General features: G+C 51.1%; 14 protein-coding genes. 7 read left to right on the forward strand and 7 right to left on the reverse strand.

What is annotated here, in order from left to right; genetic code table 11:
• Positions 1-61 precede the first annotated feature (61 nt).
• Positions 62-1,135: a phage integrase gene (locus tag SBO83_RS06405; RefSeq protein WP_396130858.1), complete on the forward strand. Its 1,074-nt coding sequence runs from the start codon at positions 62-64 to the stop codon at positions 1,133-1,135.
• A gap of 50 nt (positions 1,136-1,185) precedes the next feature.
• Here SBO83_RS06405 and SBO83_RS06410 read toward each other — a convergent pair whose 3' ends face one another.
• The 5 genes from SBO83_RS06410 to SBO83_RS06430 form a co-directional block, all read right to left on the reverse strand.
• On the reverse strand, positions 1,186-1,416 hold the full coding sequence (locus SBO83_RS06410; protein ID WP_396130859.1) for a DUF6434 domain-containing protein: 231 nt from the start codon (positions 1,414-1,416) through the stop codon (positions 1,186-1,188).
• Positions 1,417-1,523: 107 nt separating this feature from the next.
• Positions 1,524-1,700, reverse strand: coding sequence for a hypothetical protein (locus SBO83_RS06415; protein WP_396130860.1), 177 nt, complete (start codon positions 1,698-1,700; stop codon positions 1,524-1,526).
• Positions 1,701-1,959: 259 nt separating this feature from the next.
• Positions 1,960-2,571 (reverse strand): methyltransferase domain-containing protein, encoded by a 612-nt coding sequence (locus SBO83_RS06420; protein ID WP_396130861.1) that lies wholly within the window; start codon positions 2,569-2,571, stop codon positions 1,960-1,962.
• A 19-nt stretch (positions 2,572-2,590) separates the two neighbouring features.
• Positions 2,591-2,878 (reverse strand): hypothetical protein, encoded by a 288-nt coding sequence (locus SBO83_RS06425; protein ID WP_353501892.1) that lies wholly within the window; start codon positions 2,876-2,878, stop codon positions 2,591-2,593.
• 13 nt (positions 2,879-2,891) lie between these two features.
• Positions 2,892-3,404: a GNAT family N-acetyltransferase gene (locus SBO83_RS06430; RefSeq protein WP_396130862.1), complete on the reverse strand. Its 513-nt coding sequence runs from the start codon at positions 3,402-3,404 to the stop codon at positions 2,892-2,894.
• A 79-nt stretch (positions 3,405-3,483) separates the two neighbouring features.
• Here SBO83_RS06430 and SBO83_RS06435 point away from each other — a divergent pair, with 79 nt between their 5' ends.
• Positions 3,484-4,218, forward strand: a complete 735-nt coding sequence (locus SBO83_RS06435) for a methyltransferase domain-containing protein (protein ID WP_396130863.1) — start codon at positions 3,484-3,486, stop codon at positions 4,216-4,218.
• Positions 4,219-4,559: 341 nt separating this feature from the next.
• Entirely contained in the window at positions 4,560-5,165 is a 606-nt protein-coding gene (gene ybjG, locus SBO83_RS06440; protein ID WP_396130864.1) for an undecaprenyl-diphosphate phosphatase, read from the forward strand.
• An 86-nt stretch (positions 5,166-5,251) separates the two neighbouring features.
• On the opposite strand, the gene SBO83_RS06445 is transcribed toward ybjG, so the two are convergent.
• Positions 5,252-6,463 (reverse strand): serine hydrolase, encoded by a 1,212-nt coding sequence (locus tag SBO83_RS06445; protein ID WP_353501888.1) that lies wholly within the window; start codon positions 6,461-6,463, stop codon positions 5,252-5,254.
• 328 nt (positions 6,464-6,791) lie between these two features.
• Here SBO83_RS06445 and SBO83_RS06450 point away from each other — a divergent pair, with 328 nt between their 5' ends.
• Both SBO83_RS06450 and SBO83_RS06455 read left to right on the forward strand, forming a co-directional pair.
• Complete coding sequence (locus SBO83_RS06450; protein WP_396130865.1) at positions 6,792-7,130, forward strand: GlpM family protein; 339 nt, start codon at positions 6,792-6,794, stop codon at positions 7,128-7,130.
• 35 nt (positions 7,131-7,165) lie between these two features.
• Complete coding sequence (locus SBO83_RS06455; protein ID WP_396130866.1) at positions 7,166-7,786, forward strand: glutathione S-transferase N-terminal domain-containing protein; 621 nt, start codon at positions 7,166-7,168, stop codon at positions 7,784-7,786.
• 38 nt (positions 7,787-7,824) lie between these two features.
• On the opposite strand, the gene SBO83_RS06460 is transcribed toward SBO83_RS06455, so the two are convergent.
• Positions 7,825-8,973 carry a PQQ-dependent sugar dehydrogenase gene (locus SBO83_RS06460; RefSeq protein WP_396130867.1) on the reverse strand — a complete coding sequence of 383 codons (1,149 nt, stop codon included), beginning with the start codon at positions 8,971-8,973 and terminating at the stop codon, positions 7,825-7,827.
• Between the two features lie 225 nt (positions 8,974-9,198).
• On the opposite strand from SBO83_RS06460, the gene SBO83_RS06465 reads away from it, so the two are divergent.
• Entirely contained in the window at positions 9,199-10,587 is a 1,389-nt protein-coding gene (locus tag SBO83_RS06465) for a glycoside-pentoside-hexuronide family transporter (protein ID WP_396130868.1), read from the forward strand.
• Between the two features lie 56 nt (positions 10,588-10,643).
• Positions 10,644-12,968, forward strand: coding sequence for an alpha-xylosidase (yicI, locus tag SBO83_RS06470; RefSeq protein ID WP_396130869.1), 2,325 nt, complete (start codon positions 10,644-10,646; stop codon positions 12,966-12,968).
• Positions 12,969-13,131: the final 163 nt, after the last annotated feature.

Here is a 13,131-nt window from a genome sequence, read left to right on the forward strand (position 1 = left end):
ACACACATTGACCACTGTTTTTATATACAGTTAAATATCCCCTTCTAAGAAGGGGGTCAGAATGGCAGTTCGGAAACTTACAACAGGTTCATGGATTTGTGAATGCTACCCTGCTGGCCGCAACGGCCGCAGGGTACGTAAACAGTTTGCAACTAAAGGCGAGGCTTTAGCTTTCGAACGTCACACGATGGATGAAGCGGATAATAAGCCTTGGCTTGGTGAAAAGACGGATCGCCGCAGCCTGGGCGACATAGCAAAGCTTTGGTATAACCTGCATGGCCAGTCTCTGACAGCGGGTAAGCAAACCTATCAAAAGATTTGCCTCATGGTCGAAGCCCTAGGCAATCCCCCCGCTACTACTTTCACTGCCAAAGACTTTGCACACTACCGCGATAAACGCTTAAACGGCGAAATCTACTTTGCAGAACGCTGGCGACAAGGTGCTGACCCGGTAACCATTAACCTTGAGCAAAGCTATTTTAGCGGTATGTTCAGCGAGCTGATCCGCCTTGGAGAATGGAAACAACCCAATCCACTAGAGACGCTGAGAAAATTTGCAACAGCTGAAAAAGAAATGTCCTGGCTAACCCATGAGCAGATAGCGCAGTTACTCGTAGCTTGTAGCAAAGGTAAGCCTGATTTACCTCTTGTAGTGAAGGTTTGTTTGTCGACTGGTGCAAGGTGGAGTGAAGCCGAAAAACTTAAACGTTCGCAGGTTACGCCGTATAAAATTACGTTCGTCAGAACGAAGGGAAAGAAGAATCGTAGCGTTCCGGTCAGCAAGGAACTTTACGACGAAATCACTAGCCTTAAGGGAGACAGATTTTTCAGCGAATGCTACTTCCGATTTATGGCCGCAATCGATTCAACTGATATTGTTTTGCCTAAAGGCCAGCTTACTCACGTTCTACGCCACACCTTTGCAGCCCATTTTATGATGTCCGGTGGCAATATTTTGGTGCTACAAAGAATTCTTGGTCATTCTGATATTCAGATGACAATGCGCTATGCTCATTTCGCACCTGAACACCTCGATACCGCCCTTCACTTCAACCCCTTGGCCACCATGAAAAGTGGCGACAAAGTGGCGATAGAGAATGGCAATACTCCTAATTCATCACCTATCACCACATAGCCAACTCATTGTAAAATATGTAATTCATTGTTTTATATAGACTAATTAAACTATCGGGTTTTTTCTTTTGTACTTCCCTCCCCCCGCCTAACCCACTCATCTACCACGTCGCCCAGATTCTTAGCTGCGCCGCTGCGGATCCAAGCCATAAAGTCTCTGTCGAATTTGAAGTTTTCCCCGCACTCCTGAGTGAGAAAACGGCGTACGTTTTGGGTGTTTTTATAGTGGTTATCTATCACCGTGCCGCGGGATAAAGGTGCGCTATGCCAATCGAAGGTCATGCTTTGCTCCGGCCTGAAAATCAGTTGGCTTAGCTTAGTCGTTATCTGAGATTGGACCAATACAAAAGCCCCGATAAACGGGGCTTCTTCAAATACTTTTGGGAAAGTTACAGAGGGAACTTGCCGCCAATGGTACCTAAAATTCCGCCCAAAATCGGGCCGACAATCGGTACTGGCGTCACAATTTGACCCACGTTACCCAGCAAATCACCGATCAATCCACCACCACTTACAGCATCAACTTCGTCCATAGACAATTCGCGCAATTCTTTGTTTTCTTTCATGAATATACCCTTATTGCAGTTGAATGATTAAGCCAGAGCTATTAAATACGGGCTATGTAGGTGGGCGGCTTATGCATGATGCCGGCACCTGATTAAAAATTAGACCATGGTTTAACAAATGCAATGTGTAAGAGGTGCTAGTGAACGGAATAAAAACACATCCGCATGATTTTATTAGGAAGATAATTTATCGAATTTTTAAAAGCATTAATTTATATAACCATTGATGATTATTTATTAATGCTCTATTTGTTAGGTTTCAGGATTCGCCTGCCTGCGCCAGCCAAATGGTGTGGCCGCCGCATTCAGGGTCTTCAACCACGTTTTTCACTAGGCTGAAGCCATGATCAGCCAACAACTGGCGGTACTCTTCTGGCGCTAAACTGGCGTGATACAAAGTTTCGCCATTGAATTCGCCAATCGCTTCGCCGTTGGCGGGGCCGCTGGTAAACATCAGTGCCGCGTTGGGTTTGGCGTGCTGCTCAAAGAGGGCAAACATCCCACGCTGATCGTCGCGTTTAAGATGAAAAAAACTGTCCCACGCCAGAATGCCATCAAATTTCTGCCCAAGCGCAAGCTGCCGCATATCGGCCACTTGCCAGTGATGGGCAGGAAAACGCTGGCGACAGAGGGCAATCATCGCCGCCGAAGAGTCCACGCCGGTCACCCGATGGCCTTGCTCGACAAAGTAATTAGCTATCGGCTTGCCGGAGCCACAGCCGATGTCCAGAATGTCGGCTACGGCGGATTGCAGGTTGAGAAAGTGCTCGAGCCAGGGCAACTCGAAAAGCTGCTTGCCGCGAATATCATCCCAATAATCACTGTTACGCTGGTATAAATCGATAATCTTGTCTGCCGAAGGGTGATCCACGGGCGCTCCTGGTGATGGCCTAAATGATACGATTGACGGTCTGAGAAGGCCCGCCGATGCGGCCATCGACCTGATTCCACTCTTCAACGTAAGACTCGTAGGCAAAGACAAAGGCGTTGTGCCCGGTCGAGAACCAACGGTCAGGTTTGCGTTTCCAACCAGCATAAGGATCGTAGCGCAGGATCTCAAAACCGCGCGGCTGGGAGCGAATAATGTAGGTGTAATGCTCGTAAAGCTCTTCGTCAGCTGGGATCTCTTCATTCTCTGCCAGCGTGATAAACAGCCCGCCCAGTTTTACTCTGACCATTGCACCTTCCTTCTCATCCTAATTCCTTTTTCATTGTCCACAGCGGCGTAGTTTGCGTCTGTGTCACATAGGCGGATTCGCTATGAATCATCATGCCCTGACGTTGATAAAATGCGATAGCGGCAGTATTGCTTTGCAACACGGTCAACCAAAGTAAGTTCTGCTGGCGGTTTTTTACCTGTTGCTCAACGTGGTTGAACAAAAGCGAGCCCAGTCCCCGGGATTTCGCGCCAGGCTGCAGATAAAGTTTACAAAGCATAGCACCGCGCTGTTCGCTCTCCGGCAGCGTCTGCTGGTCGTGCACTTTGGCAAACCCCAGCAGTCGCCCCTCTTCACAAGCCACCCACCACTGTTGCTGCGGATCGCTAAACCCTGCGGTGAGAATCTCAAGGGAGAAGTCACTTTCCAGAAACGCCTCAAGCTCCGCCGGGCTTTGCCACAACGCGCCAAAATAGTGGCGGTAAGTTGAAATCCCTAGCTGCCGAAGTGGCTCAATCTCAGCCAGTACCGCCTGTCGAATCTCCAAACGTTTTTCTCCCGGACTTTTTTCACTACACTATGTGGGCCTATACGGCACAGGATAACGTTTTAAAGGAAGCATTAATATGGCTCAAAACATTTATGACGATCAGCAATTTTTCGAGGGTTATTCACAACTTAACCGTTCAATTCATGGTTTAGACGGCGCGCCGGAATGGCCTGCCCTAAAAGCCATGCTGCCCGACCTTCGCGGGGCAAAAGTGGTTGACCTCGGCTGTGGTTATGGCTGGTTCTGCCGCCATATGCGCGAACAGGGGGCGGCGCAGGTCTTAGGGTTAGATATTTCTGCAAAGATGCTGGAAAAGGCCCGCAGTATGACGGCTGATTCTGGTATTGAATATCGCCGTGAAGACTTGGATCAGCTGAGATTACCGGCTGAAACATACTCTTTGGCCTACAGTTCTCTGGCGTTGCACTATCTGCAAAACCTCTCAGGGCTGTTTGACCAGGTGTATCAATCTCTGGTTCCGGGCGGGCATTTTGTCTTTTCGGCCGAGCACCCGATTTTCACCGCACCGGCGCAACCGGGTTGGCTAACGACCACCAGCGGGCAGAAAACCTGGCCGATAGACGGCTATCAGCGGGAAGGCGAACGCGTCACAAACTGGTTTGCCGAAGGGGTTGTCAAACAGCATCGTAAACTGGCGACTTACATTAACTTGCTGATCAAGAGTGGATTTATTATCTCCCAGCTTGATGAGTGGGGTCCTTCTGCCGAGCAATTAGCCAGCACGCCCGCTCTGCAAGAAGAGACCGAACGCCCAATGATGTTCCTGCTCGCCGCGCAAAAACCGCGTTAATCACTCACTGCATTAAAAAACACGCTCTTTCCTGCCTCATCACCATTTTCAGACTGTTTAAGTCGGGAGGCTCGTCCTCCCCCGGCTTAAGGATTTCTTAATTTTCACTCCATAAACTGATTTCACTCTGAACCTATACCGTAGCTCAATGAAATTGGGATATTCAGACGATCCCCCTTTACCCAGCGCTTAACTCAAACTAACGTTGAACCGAATTTTGGAATTATGGTCAGTAAGTTACTAGAACATTTTCAGCCGCTTATTTGGCTGACTCCAATGATGATGAGGGTAGTGATTTTGCAGATTCAAAGTGAACAAAAAACCGTGCTGGGGTACCAAGCATGGAGCAATTAAACCATCTTTTATTTACCTGGATTAACGCCACGCCAGACTCCCCGCCCGCGCTGATCAAATTTGCCACTTTTATGGCCAATGACATGATTATGATTGTGCCGATGCTCATTATTGGGCTTTGGCTATGGGGTCACCGCGAACATATCGTTTTCCAGCGTACCTTAGTGACAAAAACCGTTATCGCACTGTTGTTCTCAATGAGCTGCGCAAAAACCTTGTCGATGCTATTCCCGCACGCACGTCCGTTCGTTGAAGGCTTTGGCTATAACTTCCTGCATCACGCGCCCGATGATTCCTTCCCTAGCGACCACGGCACCGCGATTTTCACCTTTGCCATTGCGTTCTTGTTCTGGCATCGCCTGTGGTCTGGCGCGCTGTTAATCGTCACCGCCCTTGGCATTGCCTGGTCACGCGTTTACCTCGGGGTACACTGGCCGTTGGATATGCTCGGCGGCCTGTTGGTCGGCATGGTGGGTTGTCTGTTCTCGCAGCTGGTGTGGAACCTGTATGGCGAGCAGATCTCAGCAGGCTTAGACAAGCTCTATCGCTTTAGCTTTGCCCTGCCCATCCGTAAAGGCTGGGTTCGCGAGTAATCTCTTATCGCGACGCGTCACAAGCCACGAAAACAAAAGGCCCGGCATACTCATGCCGGGCCTTTTGATTACAGACAATGACAAAATTATTTGCCGAAAATCGAACCAAACAGGCCGGTGATTTTCATCATCACGAAATCCCAGATACGGCTGAAGAAGCCGCCCTCTTTCACTTCCTGCAACGCCACCAGCGGGCGTGAGTCGATGACTTTGCCGTCGAGGCTAAAATCAACCGTTCCCACCACCTGATTCTTGCTCAGCGGGGCTTCCAACTCTTTGTTGGTTAGATTAAAGCTGGCCTTAAGGTTTTTGAGCTGGCCCTTTGGCATGGTCAAAGATGCGTCTTCCGCCACGCCCAGCGGCACCATTTTCTCCTCGCCGAACCACACGCGCTGGGTGGTGAAAGCATTACCCGCTTTAATCGGCGTCAGCGTTTCAAAGAAACGGAACCCCCAGGTCAGCAGGCTTTCGCTTTCGCTAAAACGAATACGGTCACTTGGCGCGCCCATCACCACGGCAATCAGGCGCATGCCGCTTGGGTCACTGGCCGAAGAAACCAGGTTATAACCCGCGCCGGAGGTATAGCCGGTTTTGATGCCGTCAACGTTTAGACTGCTGCTCCATAACAGACGGTTACGGTTAATCTGGCGAATATGGTTGAAGGTGAATTCTTTTTCTTTGTGCAGCGCGTATTCGTCCGGCGTATCACGGATCAGCGCCTGAGACAGCAGCGCCATGTCTTTCGCCGAGCTGTACTGCCCGTCTGCATCAAGACCGTGGACGGTTTTGAAATGAGTGTTATCTAACTTGAGCTGCTGCGAATAGCGGTTCATCAGGCTGACGAAAGAGTCTTGGCTTCCGGCAATGTAATCAGCCAAGGCAATGCTGGCGTCGTTACCCGATTGAATCACGATCCCTTTGTTCAGCTCGGAAACCGGCACCTTGTCGCCCGGCTTGAGGAACATCAGCGAGGAGCCGCGCAGCACCGGGTTGCCCGTCGCCCAGGCATCCTGCCCAACTGAAACCATGTCATCAGGAGTGACTTTGCCAGATTTAATCGCCTGACCCACCACATAGCTGACCATAATTTTGGTCAGGCTGGCCGGGTCAAGACGGGCATCGGGGTTGGACTCAGTCAGCACTTTGCCGCTGTTATAGTCCATTAATACCCAAGATTTCGCGTTAATCTGCGGGGCTACGGGGTTGGTATCTGCCTGTGCAGCAGGAAGCGCTAGCAGCATAACGCCGCCGCCGAGCGCGCATAGGAAGGTCCGTTGGAATTTAGGAGAAATTGTCATAGGTTATCAGCGCTTTTGTCCATGTAACTGAAATTTATCTTATCTTTCAAACAGATTTACGCCTGAAAAGTGAAACGTTCGCCGAGACTAAAACCTACCGTTTTATGCGCGGCGATGAAACCGTTGCAATGTAAAGATTGTTAGAATAGTCGCGATTTTTAAGCTTTGTTGCATTTTGCTGCGCAATATTTATTCTCATCGCGCCTCTTGACCAGATAATGTGACTCGGGCAAGTTTGTGCCACGGCATTGATTATTGACGATAACTATAAAGTGCTTACCCGCAATGGACTCTCAACATAGCGCGGTAATACGATAGGAAATAAAAGATGGGTCTGCTCATAAAAGCGCTGATTGGTGCGCTAATGGTCGTGGCAATCGGCTTATTGTCGAAAACCAAAAACTACTATATCGCAGGATTATTGCCTCTATTTCCCACATTTGCGCTGATAGCCCACTATATTGTCGGCACTGAACGCAGCATTGAAGCGTTACGCACTACCATCATCTTCGGGCTGTGGGCCGTGATCCCTTACATGGTCTACCTGGTCGCCCTCTATTTCCTCGTCGGCTCAATGAAACTGCCCTATGCACTACTCGGCGGCGTACTGTGCTGGACACTTGCCGCTTGGCTGCTGATTTCGCTCTGGACGCGTTTTCACAGCTGAGCCGCCCCTCTTTTTACTTTGTTGGAGTGATTATCATGTTAACGGTCTGGGGTCGTGAAAATTCGACCAATGTGAAGAAAGTCTTGTGGCTGTTGGAAGAGCTTGGTGAGCAGTACCAGCTGATAAACGCCGGGGGCCAATATGGCAAAAACAATGAAGCCAGCTTTTTGGCGCTCAACCCTAATGGCTTAGTCCCTTGCTTGCAGGACGGCGACTTCGTGCTGTGGGAATCCAATGCCATTCTGCGCTATCTGGCGGAGCGCTCCGCGCAGCCTGAGTTCTGGGGGGCAAATGCCCAACAGCGCGCTTCTGCCGATAAATGGCTGGACTGGGCCAGCGGCACGCTGGCGATCCCCTTCCGGCAGGTCTATGTCAGCCTGATCCGCACGCCTGAAGCACAGCGCGATGCGCAGGTTATCGCTACCGGCATGGCGGCTTTTGAGAAGGCCTGGGCCACGCTCGACGAGGTGCTGGCGAAGCAAAAATGGTTATCCGGGGAACAGTTTGGCTTGGGGGATATCCCGCTGGGCTGTTTAGCCTATGCGTGGTTCAATTTGGATATTGAGCGCCAAAAGCACCCACACGTTGAGCGCTGGTACCAACAGCTTACTCAACGCGCGGCGTATCAGCAGCACGTGATGATCGCATTGACTTAATATGCTTCTGGCCGGAGACAGCTCCGGCCATTTTCGCCCTAGGCTCCCGGCGCCACCTTCAGCAACTTGCCATTACTTTCATCGGTCAACACGTAGATATAGCCATCTTCCCCCAGCCGCACCTCGCGAATACGCTCATTACGCTCGCTTAGCAGACGCTCTTCCGCGATGATTTTGTTACCCTGTAACGTCAACCTAATCAAGGATCTCCCCGCCAACGCGCCAATAAATAGTGAGTGATCCCACTGCGGGAATTTAGACGCGTTGTAAAACGCCATGCCACTCAGCGCCGGCGATACCGGCCAATAGTAGAGCGGGTCCTCCGCCCCGTTAAGATGGGTTCCTTTGGCCTCGGGTATCGGCTGCCCTGAATAGTTTATGCCGTAGGTCGCCAGCGGCCAGCCGTAGTTTTTGCCTGCTTGCGGCAGATTGACTTCATCCCCGCCGCGCGGTCCGTGCTCTGTCTCCCACAGCGCGTGACTCCAGGGATTAATGGCTAAACCTTGTACATTGCGATTGCCATAAGTCCAGATTTCCCCCTTGGCCGCTGGCTTATTCACCAAAGGATTATCTTGCGGAATGCCGCCTTCAGGGGTCAGGCGTAGGATTTTACCCTTGAGGCTATCGAGCCGCTGGGCCGACATCCGCTGGTTGTTATCTCCCGTCGACATGAAGATATTGCCCTGCAAATCAAAAGCCAGCCTGCCGCCGAGATTAATCCCGCTGCTCAACGCCGGTTGTTGCACAAAGATAGTTTTGAAGTCTTTCAGGCCGCTGTCATCCTCGGCCAGACGCCCGTAGCCCAATGCCGCATTGGCCTGTCCCTTATCTCCCTGCTGCGCGAAGCTGAGGTAGACGCGGCGGCTACTGGCAAAATCAGGCGCCAGACGGACATCCCACAGCCCAGCCTGCCCTGCAACCCACACTTTTGGTAATCCTGCCAAAGGCTTAGATAAGCCTTTATTAGCCCGCCACAGCCTCAACTGCCCGGAACGCTCGGTGATTAATGCGGCCTGCTGGCCGGGCAAAAATGCCAAAGACCAAGGATGATCCAAGCCCGCTGCCAGCTCTTCAACCTTGGCGTTGGCTTCAGGGACCGACTCTGGGGATTTATCCACGGCAAAGGCGGGAGAGAGGAACAATGCGGCCAGCATGGACAGCGCTGTGGGGCGAAAAAGAGTATTCATCAGATCTCCATTCGATTATTTTTCGTCCGTTAAGAATAGAGCCAAATGCTATAAAGCAGGGCTTCCTCGCAGCAAAACAACGCAACTTTGCAAACCTAAGCCGTTTTTCTGTTGCCCGATCACAAAAATAAATAAACGTAATTTCAGAAGTAAATAACTCAATAGCCCATACCCGCGACAAGGATTAAAACTGCAAGCTCACATTGTTGATATGGACGTCTCGTTATGAGCTCTGAAGTGCGATCGGTTTCTGAGGTTCTTTCGGTAAAAGAAAAAGTGGGATACGGCTTAGGGGACGCGGCTAGCCACATTATTTTTGATAACGTCATGCTCTATATGATGTTTTTCTATACGGACATTTTCGGTATTCCCGCCGGATACGTGGGCACGCTGTTTTTGCTGGCCCGCGCACTGGATGCGATTTCCGACCCTTGCATGGGGTTACTGGCCGACAGAACACGCACCCGCTGGGGGCAATTTCGCCCTTACGTGCTGTTCGGTGCCATACCTTTCGGCATAGTGTGCGTGTTCGCCTACTCTTCTCCCGATCTCAGCATGACCGGAAAAATGGTCTATGCCGCAGTCACTTATACCTTGCTGACGCTGATGTACACGGTGGTTAATATCCCTTATTGCGCCCTCGGTGGCGTTATAACAGCCGATCCTACTCAACGTATTTCGCTGCAGTCCTATCGGTTCGTTTTAGCCACCGCCGGTGGCATGCTGAGCACCGTCTTAATGATGCCGCTGGTGCAATTGATCGGTGGCGAGGATAAGGCGCTCGGTTTTCAAGGCGGGATCGCGGTACTGGCGGTGGTGGCCATTGTTATGCTTGCCATATGCTTTGCGACTACCAAAGAGCGCGTCAGCGATGAAGGTAAACCGACCGGCACGATGCGAGAAGATCTCCGGGATATCTGGCATAACGATCAATGGCGCATTGTCGGCCTGTTGACCATTCTCAACATTATGGCGGTAGCCGTTCGCGGCGGGGCCATGATGTATTACGTCACCTACATTCTGGGCAATCCGGTGCTCTTTGCCTGGTTCCTCGGAGCCTACTCGGTGGGCAACCTCTTCGGCAGCGCGCTGGCTAAACCTCTGACCGATTGGAAGTGTAAGGTCAGCGTCTTCTGGTGGACTAACGCCATTTTAGCAGTACTCAGTGCGGCCATGTTCTTCCTGCCGATTCACGCCAGCGTCACCATGTTTGCCTTCATCTTTGTGATTGGCGTATTCCACCAGTTGGTCACGCCCATTCAGTGGGTAATGATGTCTGACACCGTAGATTACGGTGAATGGAACGACGGTAAGCGCCTGACGGGGATCAGTTTTGCCGGGACGCTGTTTGTATTAAAACTCGGTTTAGCCCTTGCTGGCGCGCTCATCGGCTGGGTGTTGGCTGGTGCGGGATATCAGTCCGGCGCGGCAACCCAAAATGGCGGCACCCTCACCAGCATCATTGCTCTGTTTACTCTGGTTCCCGCCGCCTGTTATCTGCTCAGCGCCATTATTTGTAAACGCTTTTACATCCTGCGCACCCCACTCTTACGCCGCATTTTGGACGAAGTTGCCAGCGGTATTCGCCGTAATCAACGTGAATTTTTCAAGTAAGACATTAATCCATATTTTAAATTGGCTCAGGATCATGAGAGCAAGGAGAGTGAAAAATGAAAATCAGTGATGGTAACTGGTTAATTCAAGAGGGACTGGTCCTAACCCATCCACTGTATGTGTCGGACGTCCAGTTTTCTGATCAAGAAATGACAGTATATGCCGCGCCGAGAGAAGCCAGTGAGCGAGCCAACCAGCTTGATACGTCGCTCTTTACGCTGCGTTTCTTCTCCCCGCAGCATGGCGTCATTGGGGTACGAATTACCCATTTTGATGGCGGTTTGGATCTCGGCCCGCAGTATCCGCTCAACGTCGAAACTCAGCACGACGTCAGGTTCGAAAACGGTGAGGAATATTGCGCGCTGCACAGCGGCGACCTCAGCGTGCGCGTGACCAAAGGCCCGCACTGGTCGCTGGACTTTCTGCGGCACGGCAAGCGCATCACCGGCAGCGTAGCCAAATCCAATGGCTATGTGCAGAACAACCGTGATGGCAAAAACTACATTATGGAGCGTCTGGATTTAGGCGTCGGCGAAACTGTCTATGGTCTGGGAGAACGCTTTACCGCACTGGTAAAGAATGGCCAGACGGTAGAAACCTGGAACCGCGATGGCGGCACAAGTACCGAGCAAGCCTACAAAAACATTCCCTTTTACCTCACTAATCGCGGATATGGCGTGCTGGTGAACCACCCTGAAGCCGTCTCCTTTGAAGTCGCCTCCGAGAAAGTGTCGAAGGTGCAGTTCAGCGTGGAAAGCGAATACCTTGAATACCTGGTCATTGACGGTCCGACGCCCAAAAAAGTGTTAGACCGATATACTCGGCTCACCGGCCGACCAGCACTGCCTCCCGCCTGGTCATTCGGCTTATGGCTGACCACTTCGTTTACCACGAACTATAACGAAGAGACGGTGAATCGCTTTATTGACGGCATGGCTGAGCGTAACTTGCCGCTACACGTTTTCCATTTTGACTGCTTCTGGATGAAAGCCTTCCAATGGTGTGATTTTGAGTGGGATCCGCAAGTGTTCCCGGACCCACAGGGCATGCTCCGCCGGCTTAAAAATAAAGGATTAAAAATCTGCGTATGGATTAATCCCTATATCGGGCAGAAATCTCCTTTGTTTAAAGAAGGCAAAGAACGCGGCTATTTATTAAAACGCCCGGATGGAAGCGTGTGGCAATGGGACAAATGGCAGCCTGGTCAAGCCATTGTTGATTTCACGAACCCACAGGCTTGCACATGGTATGCCGATCATCTAAAACGGCTCATCGACATGGGCGTTGACTGCTTCAAAACTGACTTTGGCGAGCGAATTCCTACGGACGTGGTGTGGCATGACGGCTGTGATCCGCAGAAAATGCACAACCACTATGCGTTTGTTTACAACCAACTGGTCTACGAAACATTACAAGACATGCTGGGCGCGTCGGAAGCCGTGCTTTTTGCGCGTTCAGCCTCGGTAGGAGCGCAGCAATTCCCTGTTCACTGGGGCGGCGACTGTTACGCCACCTATGAATCAATGGCAGAAAGTTTACGCGGAGGGCTATCCATCGGCCTGTCCGGCTTTGGTTTCTGGAGTCATGACGTCGGCGGCTTTGAAAACACGGCTCCTGCACATATCTATAAGCGCTGGTGCGCCTTTGGCCTGCTGTCGAGCCATAGCCGGTTGCATGGCAGTAAGTCTTATCGGGTTCCCTGGGTTTATGATGAAGAGGCCTGCGACGTCTTGCGCCTGTTTACCGAACTCAAATGCAGACTGATGCCCTACCTTTATCCTGCCTCCACTCAGGCAGCAAACAATGGAACGCCAGTAATGCGCGCCATGATGCTTGAGTTCCCTGAGGATCCGGCCTGTGACTATCTCGATCGCCAATATATGCTCGGCGATGACTTGCTGGTCGCCCCGGTATTTAGTGAACAAGGAGAGGTTGATTTCTATCTGCCTTCGGGCCGCTGGACCCACTTGCTCTCTAACCAAGTGGCAGAAGGTAACCGCTGGCATCACCAGCAGCACGGCTTTGACAGCCTGCCGCTCTATGTGCGGCCTAATACGCTGCTGGCGTTAGGCAGTAATAATCAGAAGCCAGATTATGACTATAGCGTTGCGCCAGAATTCCACCTTTTCGAGCTGGATGAAGGTCACACCGCCGAAAGCAAGCTGACCGATTTGCACGGCAATACGATTTTCACCCTCACGGCGACCCGCTCAGGCGAGCAGATAATCTTTACCGCTGAGGGTGAAGCTACAGACTGGAGTCTCTGTCTGCGTAATGTTCACAAGATTAGCTATGTTGAAAACTTCGCAACCAGCGAAAGTGATAAAGGCATCCTTTTTAAGCCGACAGAAAGTAATGCACCCTTGAGTATCAGGCTGTAAAAACCTGCATTAGAAGAACAGGAAGATAATTTTTTCGATAAATGATCGTTGCAAGGATTATCTTCCGCCACCCACTTCTTAGTCACCCCATATATAGTGCATAGACTGCTGTCATTAATAACAGGAAAGCAGATTTTAAGTTCTCTAAATGATTTAACTTCGC

Source organism: Ewingella allii, assembly GCF_044430645.1.
Lineage (GTDB): Bacteria > Pseudomonadota > Gammaproteobacteria > Enterobacterales > Enterobacteriaceae > Ewingella > Ewingella allii.

Coding starts and splice junctions, on each gene's coding strand:
- SBO83_RS06405 (WP_396130858.1), top strand. CDS start 62: ATGGCAGTTCGGAAACTTACAACAGGTTCATGGATTTGTGAATGCTAC.
- SBO83_RS06410 (WP_396130859.1), bottom strand. CDS start 1,416: ATGACCTTCGATTGGCATAGCGCACCTTTATCCCGCGGCACGGTGATA.
- SBO83_RS06415 (WP_396130860.1), bottom strand. CDS start 1,700: ATGAAAGAAAACAAAGAATTGCGCGAATTGTCTATGGACGAAGTTGAT.
- SBO83_RS06425 (WP_353501892.1), bottom strand. CDS start 2,878: ATGGTCAGAGTAAAACTGGGCGGGCTGTTTATCACGCTGGCAGAGAAT.
- SBO83_RS06435 (WP_396130863.1), top strand. CDS start 3,484: ATGGCTCAAAACATTTATGACGATCAGCAATTTTTCGAGGGTTATTCA.
- ybjG (WP_396130864.1), top strand. CDS start 4,560: ATGGAGCAATTAAACCATCTTTTATTTACCTGGATTAACGCCACGCCA.
- SBO83_RS06445 (WP_353501888.1), bottom strand. CDS start 6,463: ATGACAATTTCTCCTAAATTCCAACGGACCTTCCTATGCGCGCTCGGC.
- SBO83_RS06450 (WP_396130865.1), top strand. CDS start 6,792: ATGGGTCTGCTCATAAAAGCGCTGATTGGTGCGCTAATGGTCGTGGCA.
- SBO83_RS06455 (WP_396130866.1), top strand. CDS start 7,166: ATGTTAACGGTCTGGGGTCGTGAAAATTCGACCAATGTGAAGAAAGTC.
- SBO83_RS06460 (WP_396130867.1), bottom strand. CDS start 8,973: ATGAATACTCTTTTTCGCCCCACAGCGCTGTCCATGCTGGCCGCATTG.
- SBO83_RS06465 (WP_396130868.1), top strand. CDS start 9,199: ATGAGCTCTGAAGTGCGATCGGTTTCTGAGGTTCTTTCGGTAAAAGAA.
- yicI (WP_396130869.1), top strand. CDS start 10,644: ATGAAAATCAGTGATGGTAACTGGTTAATTCAAGAGGGACTGGTCCTA.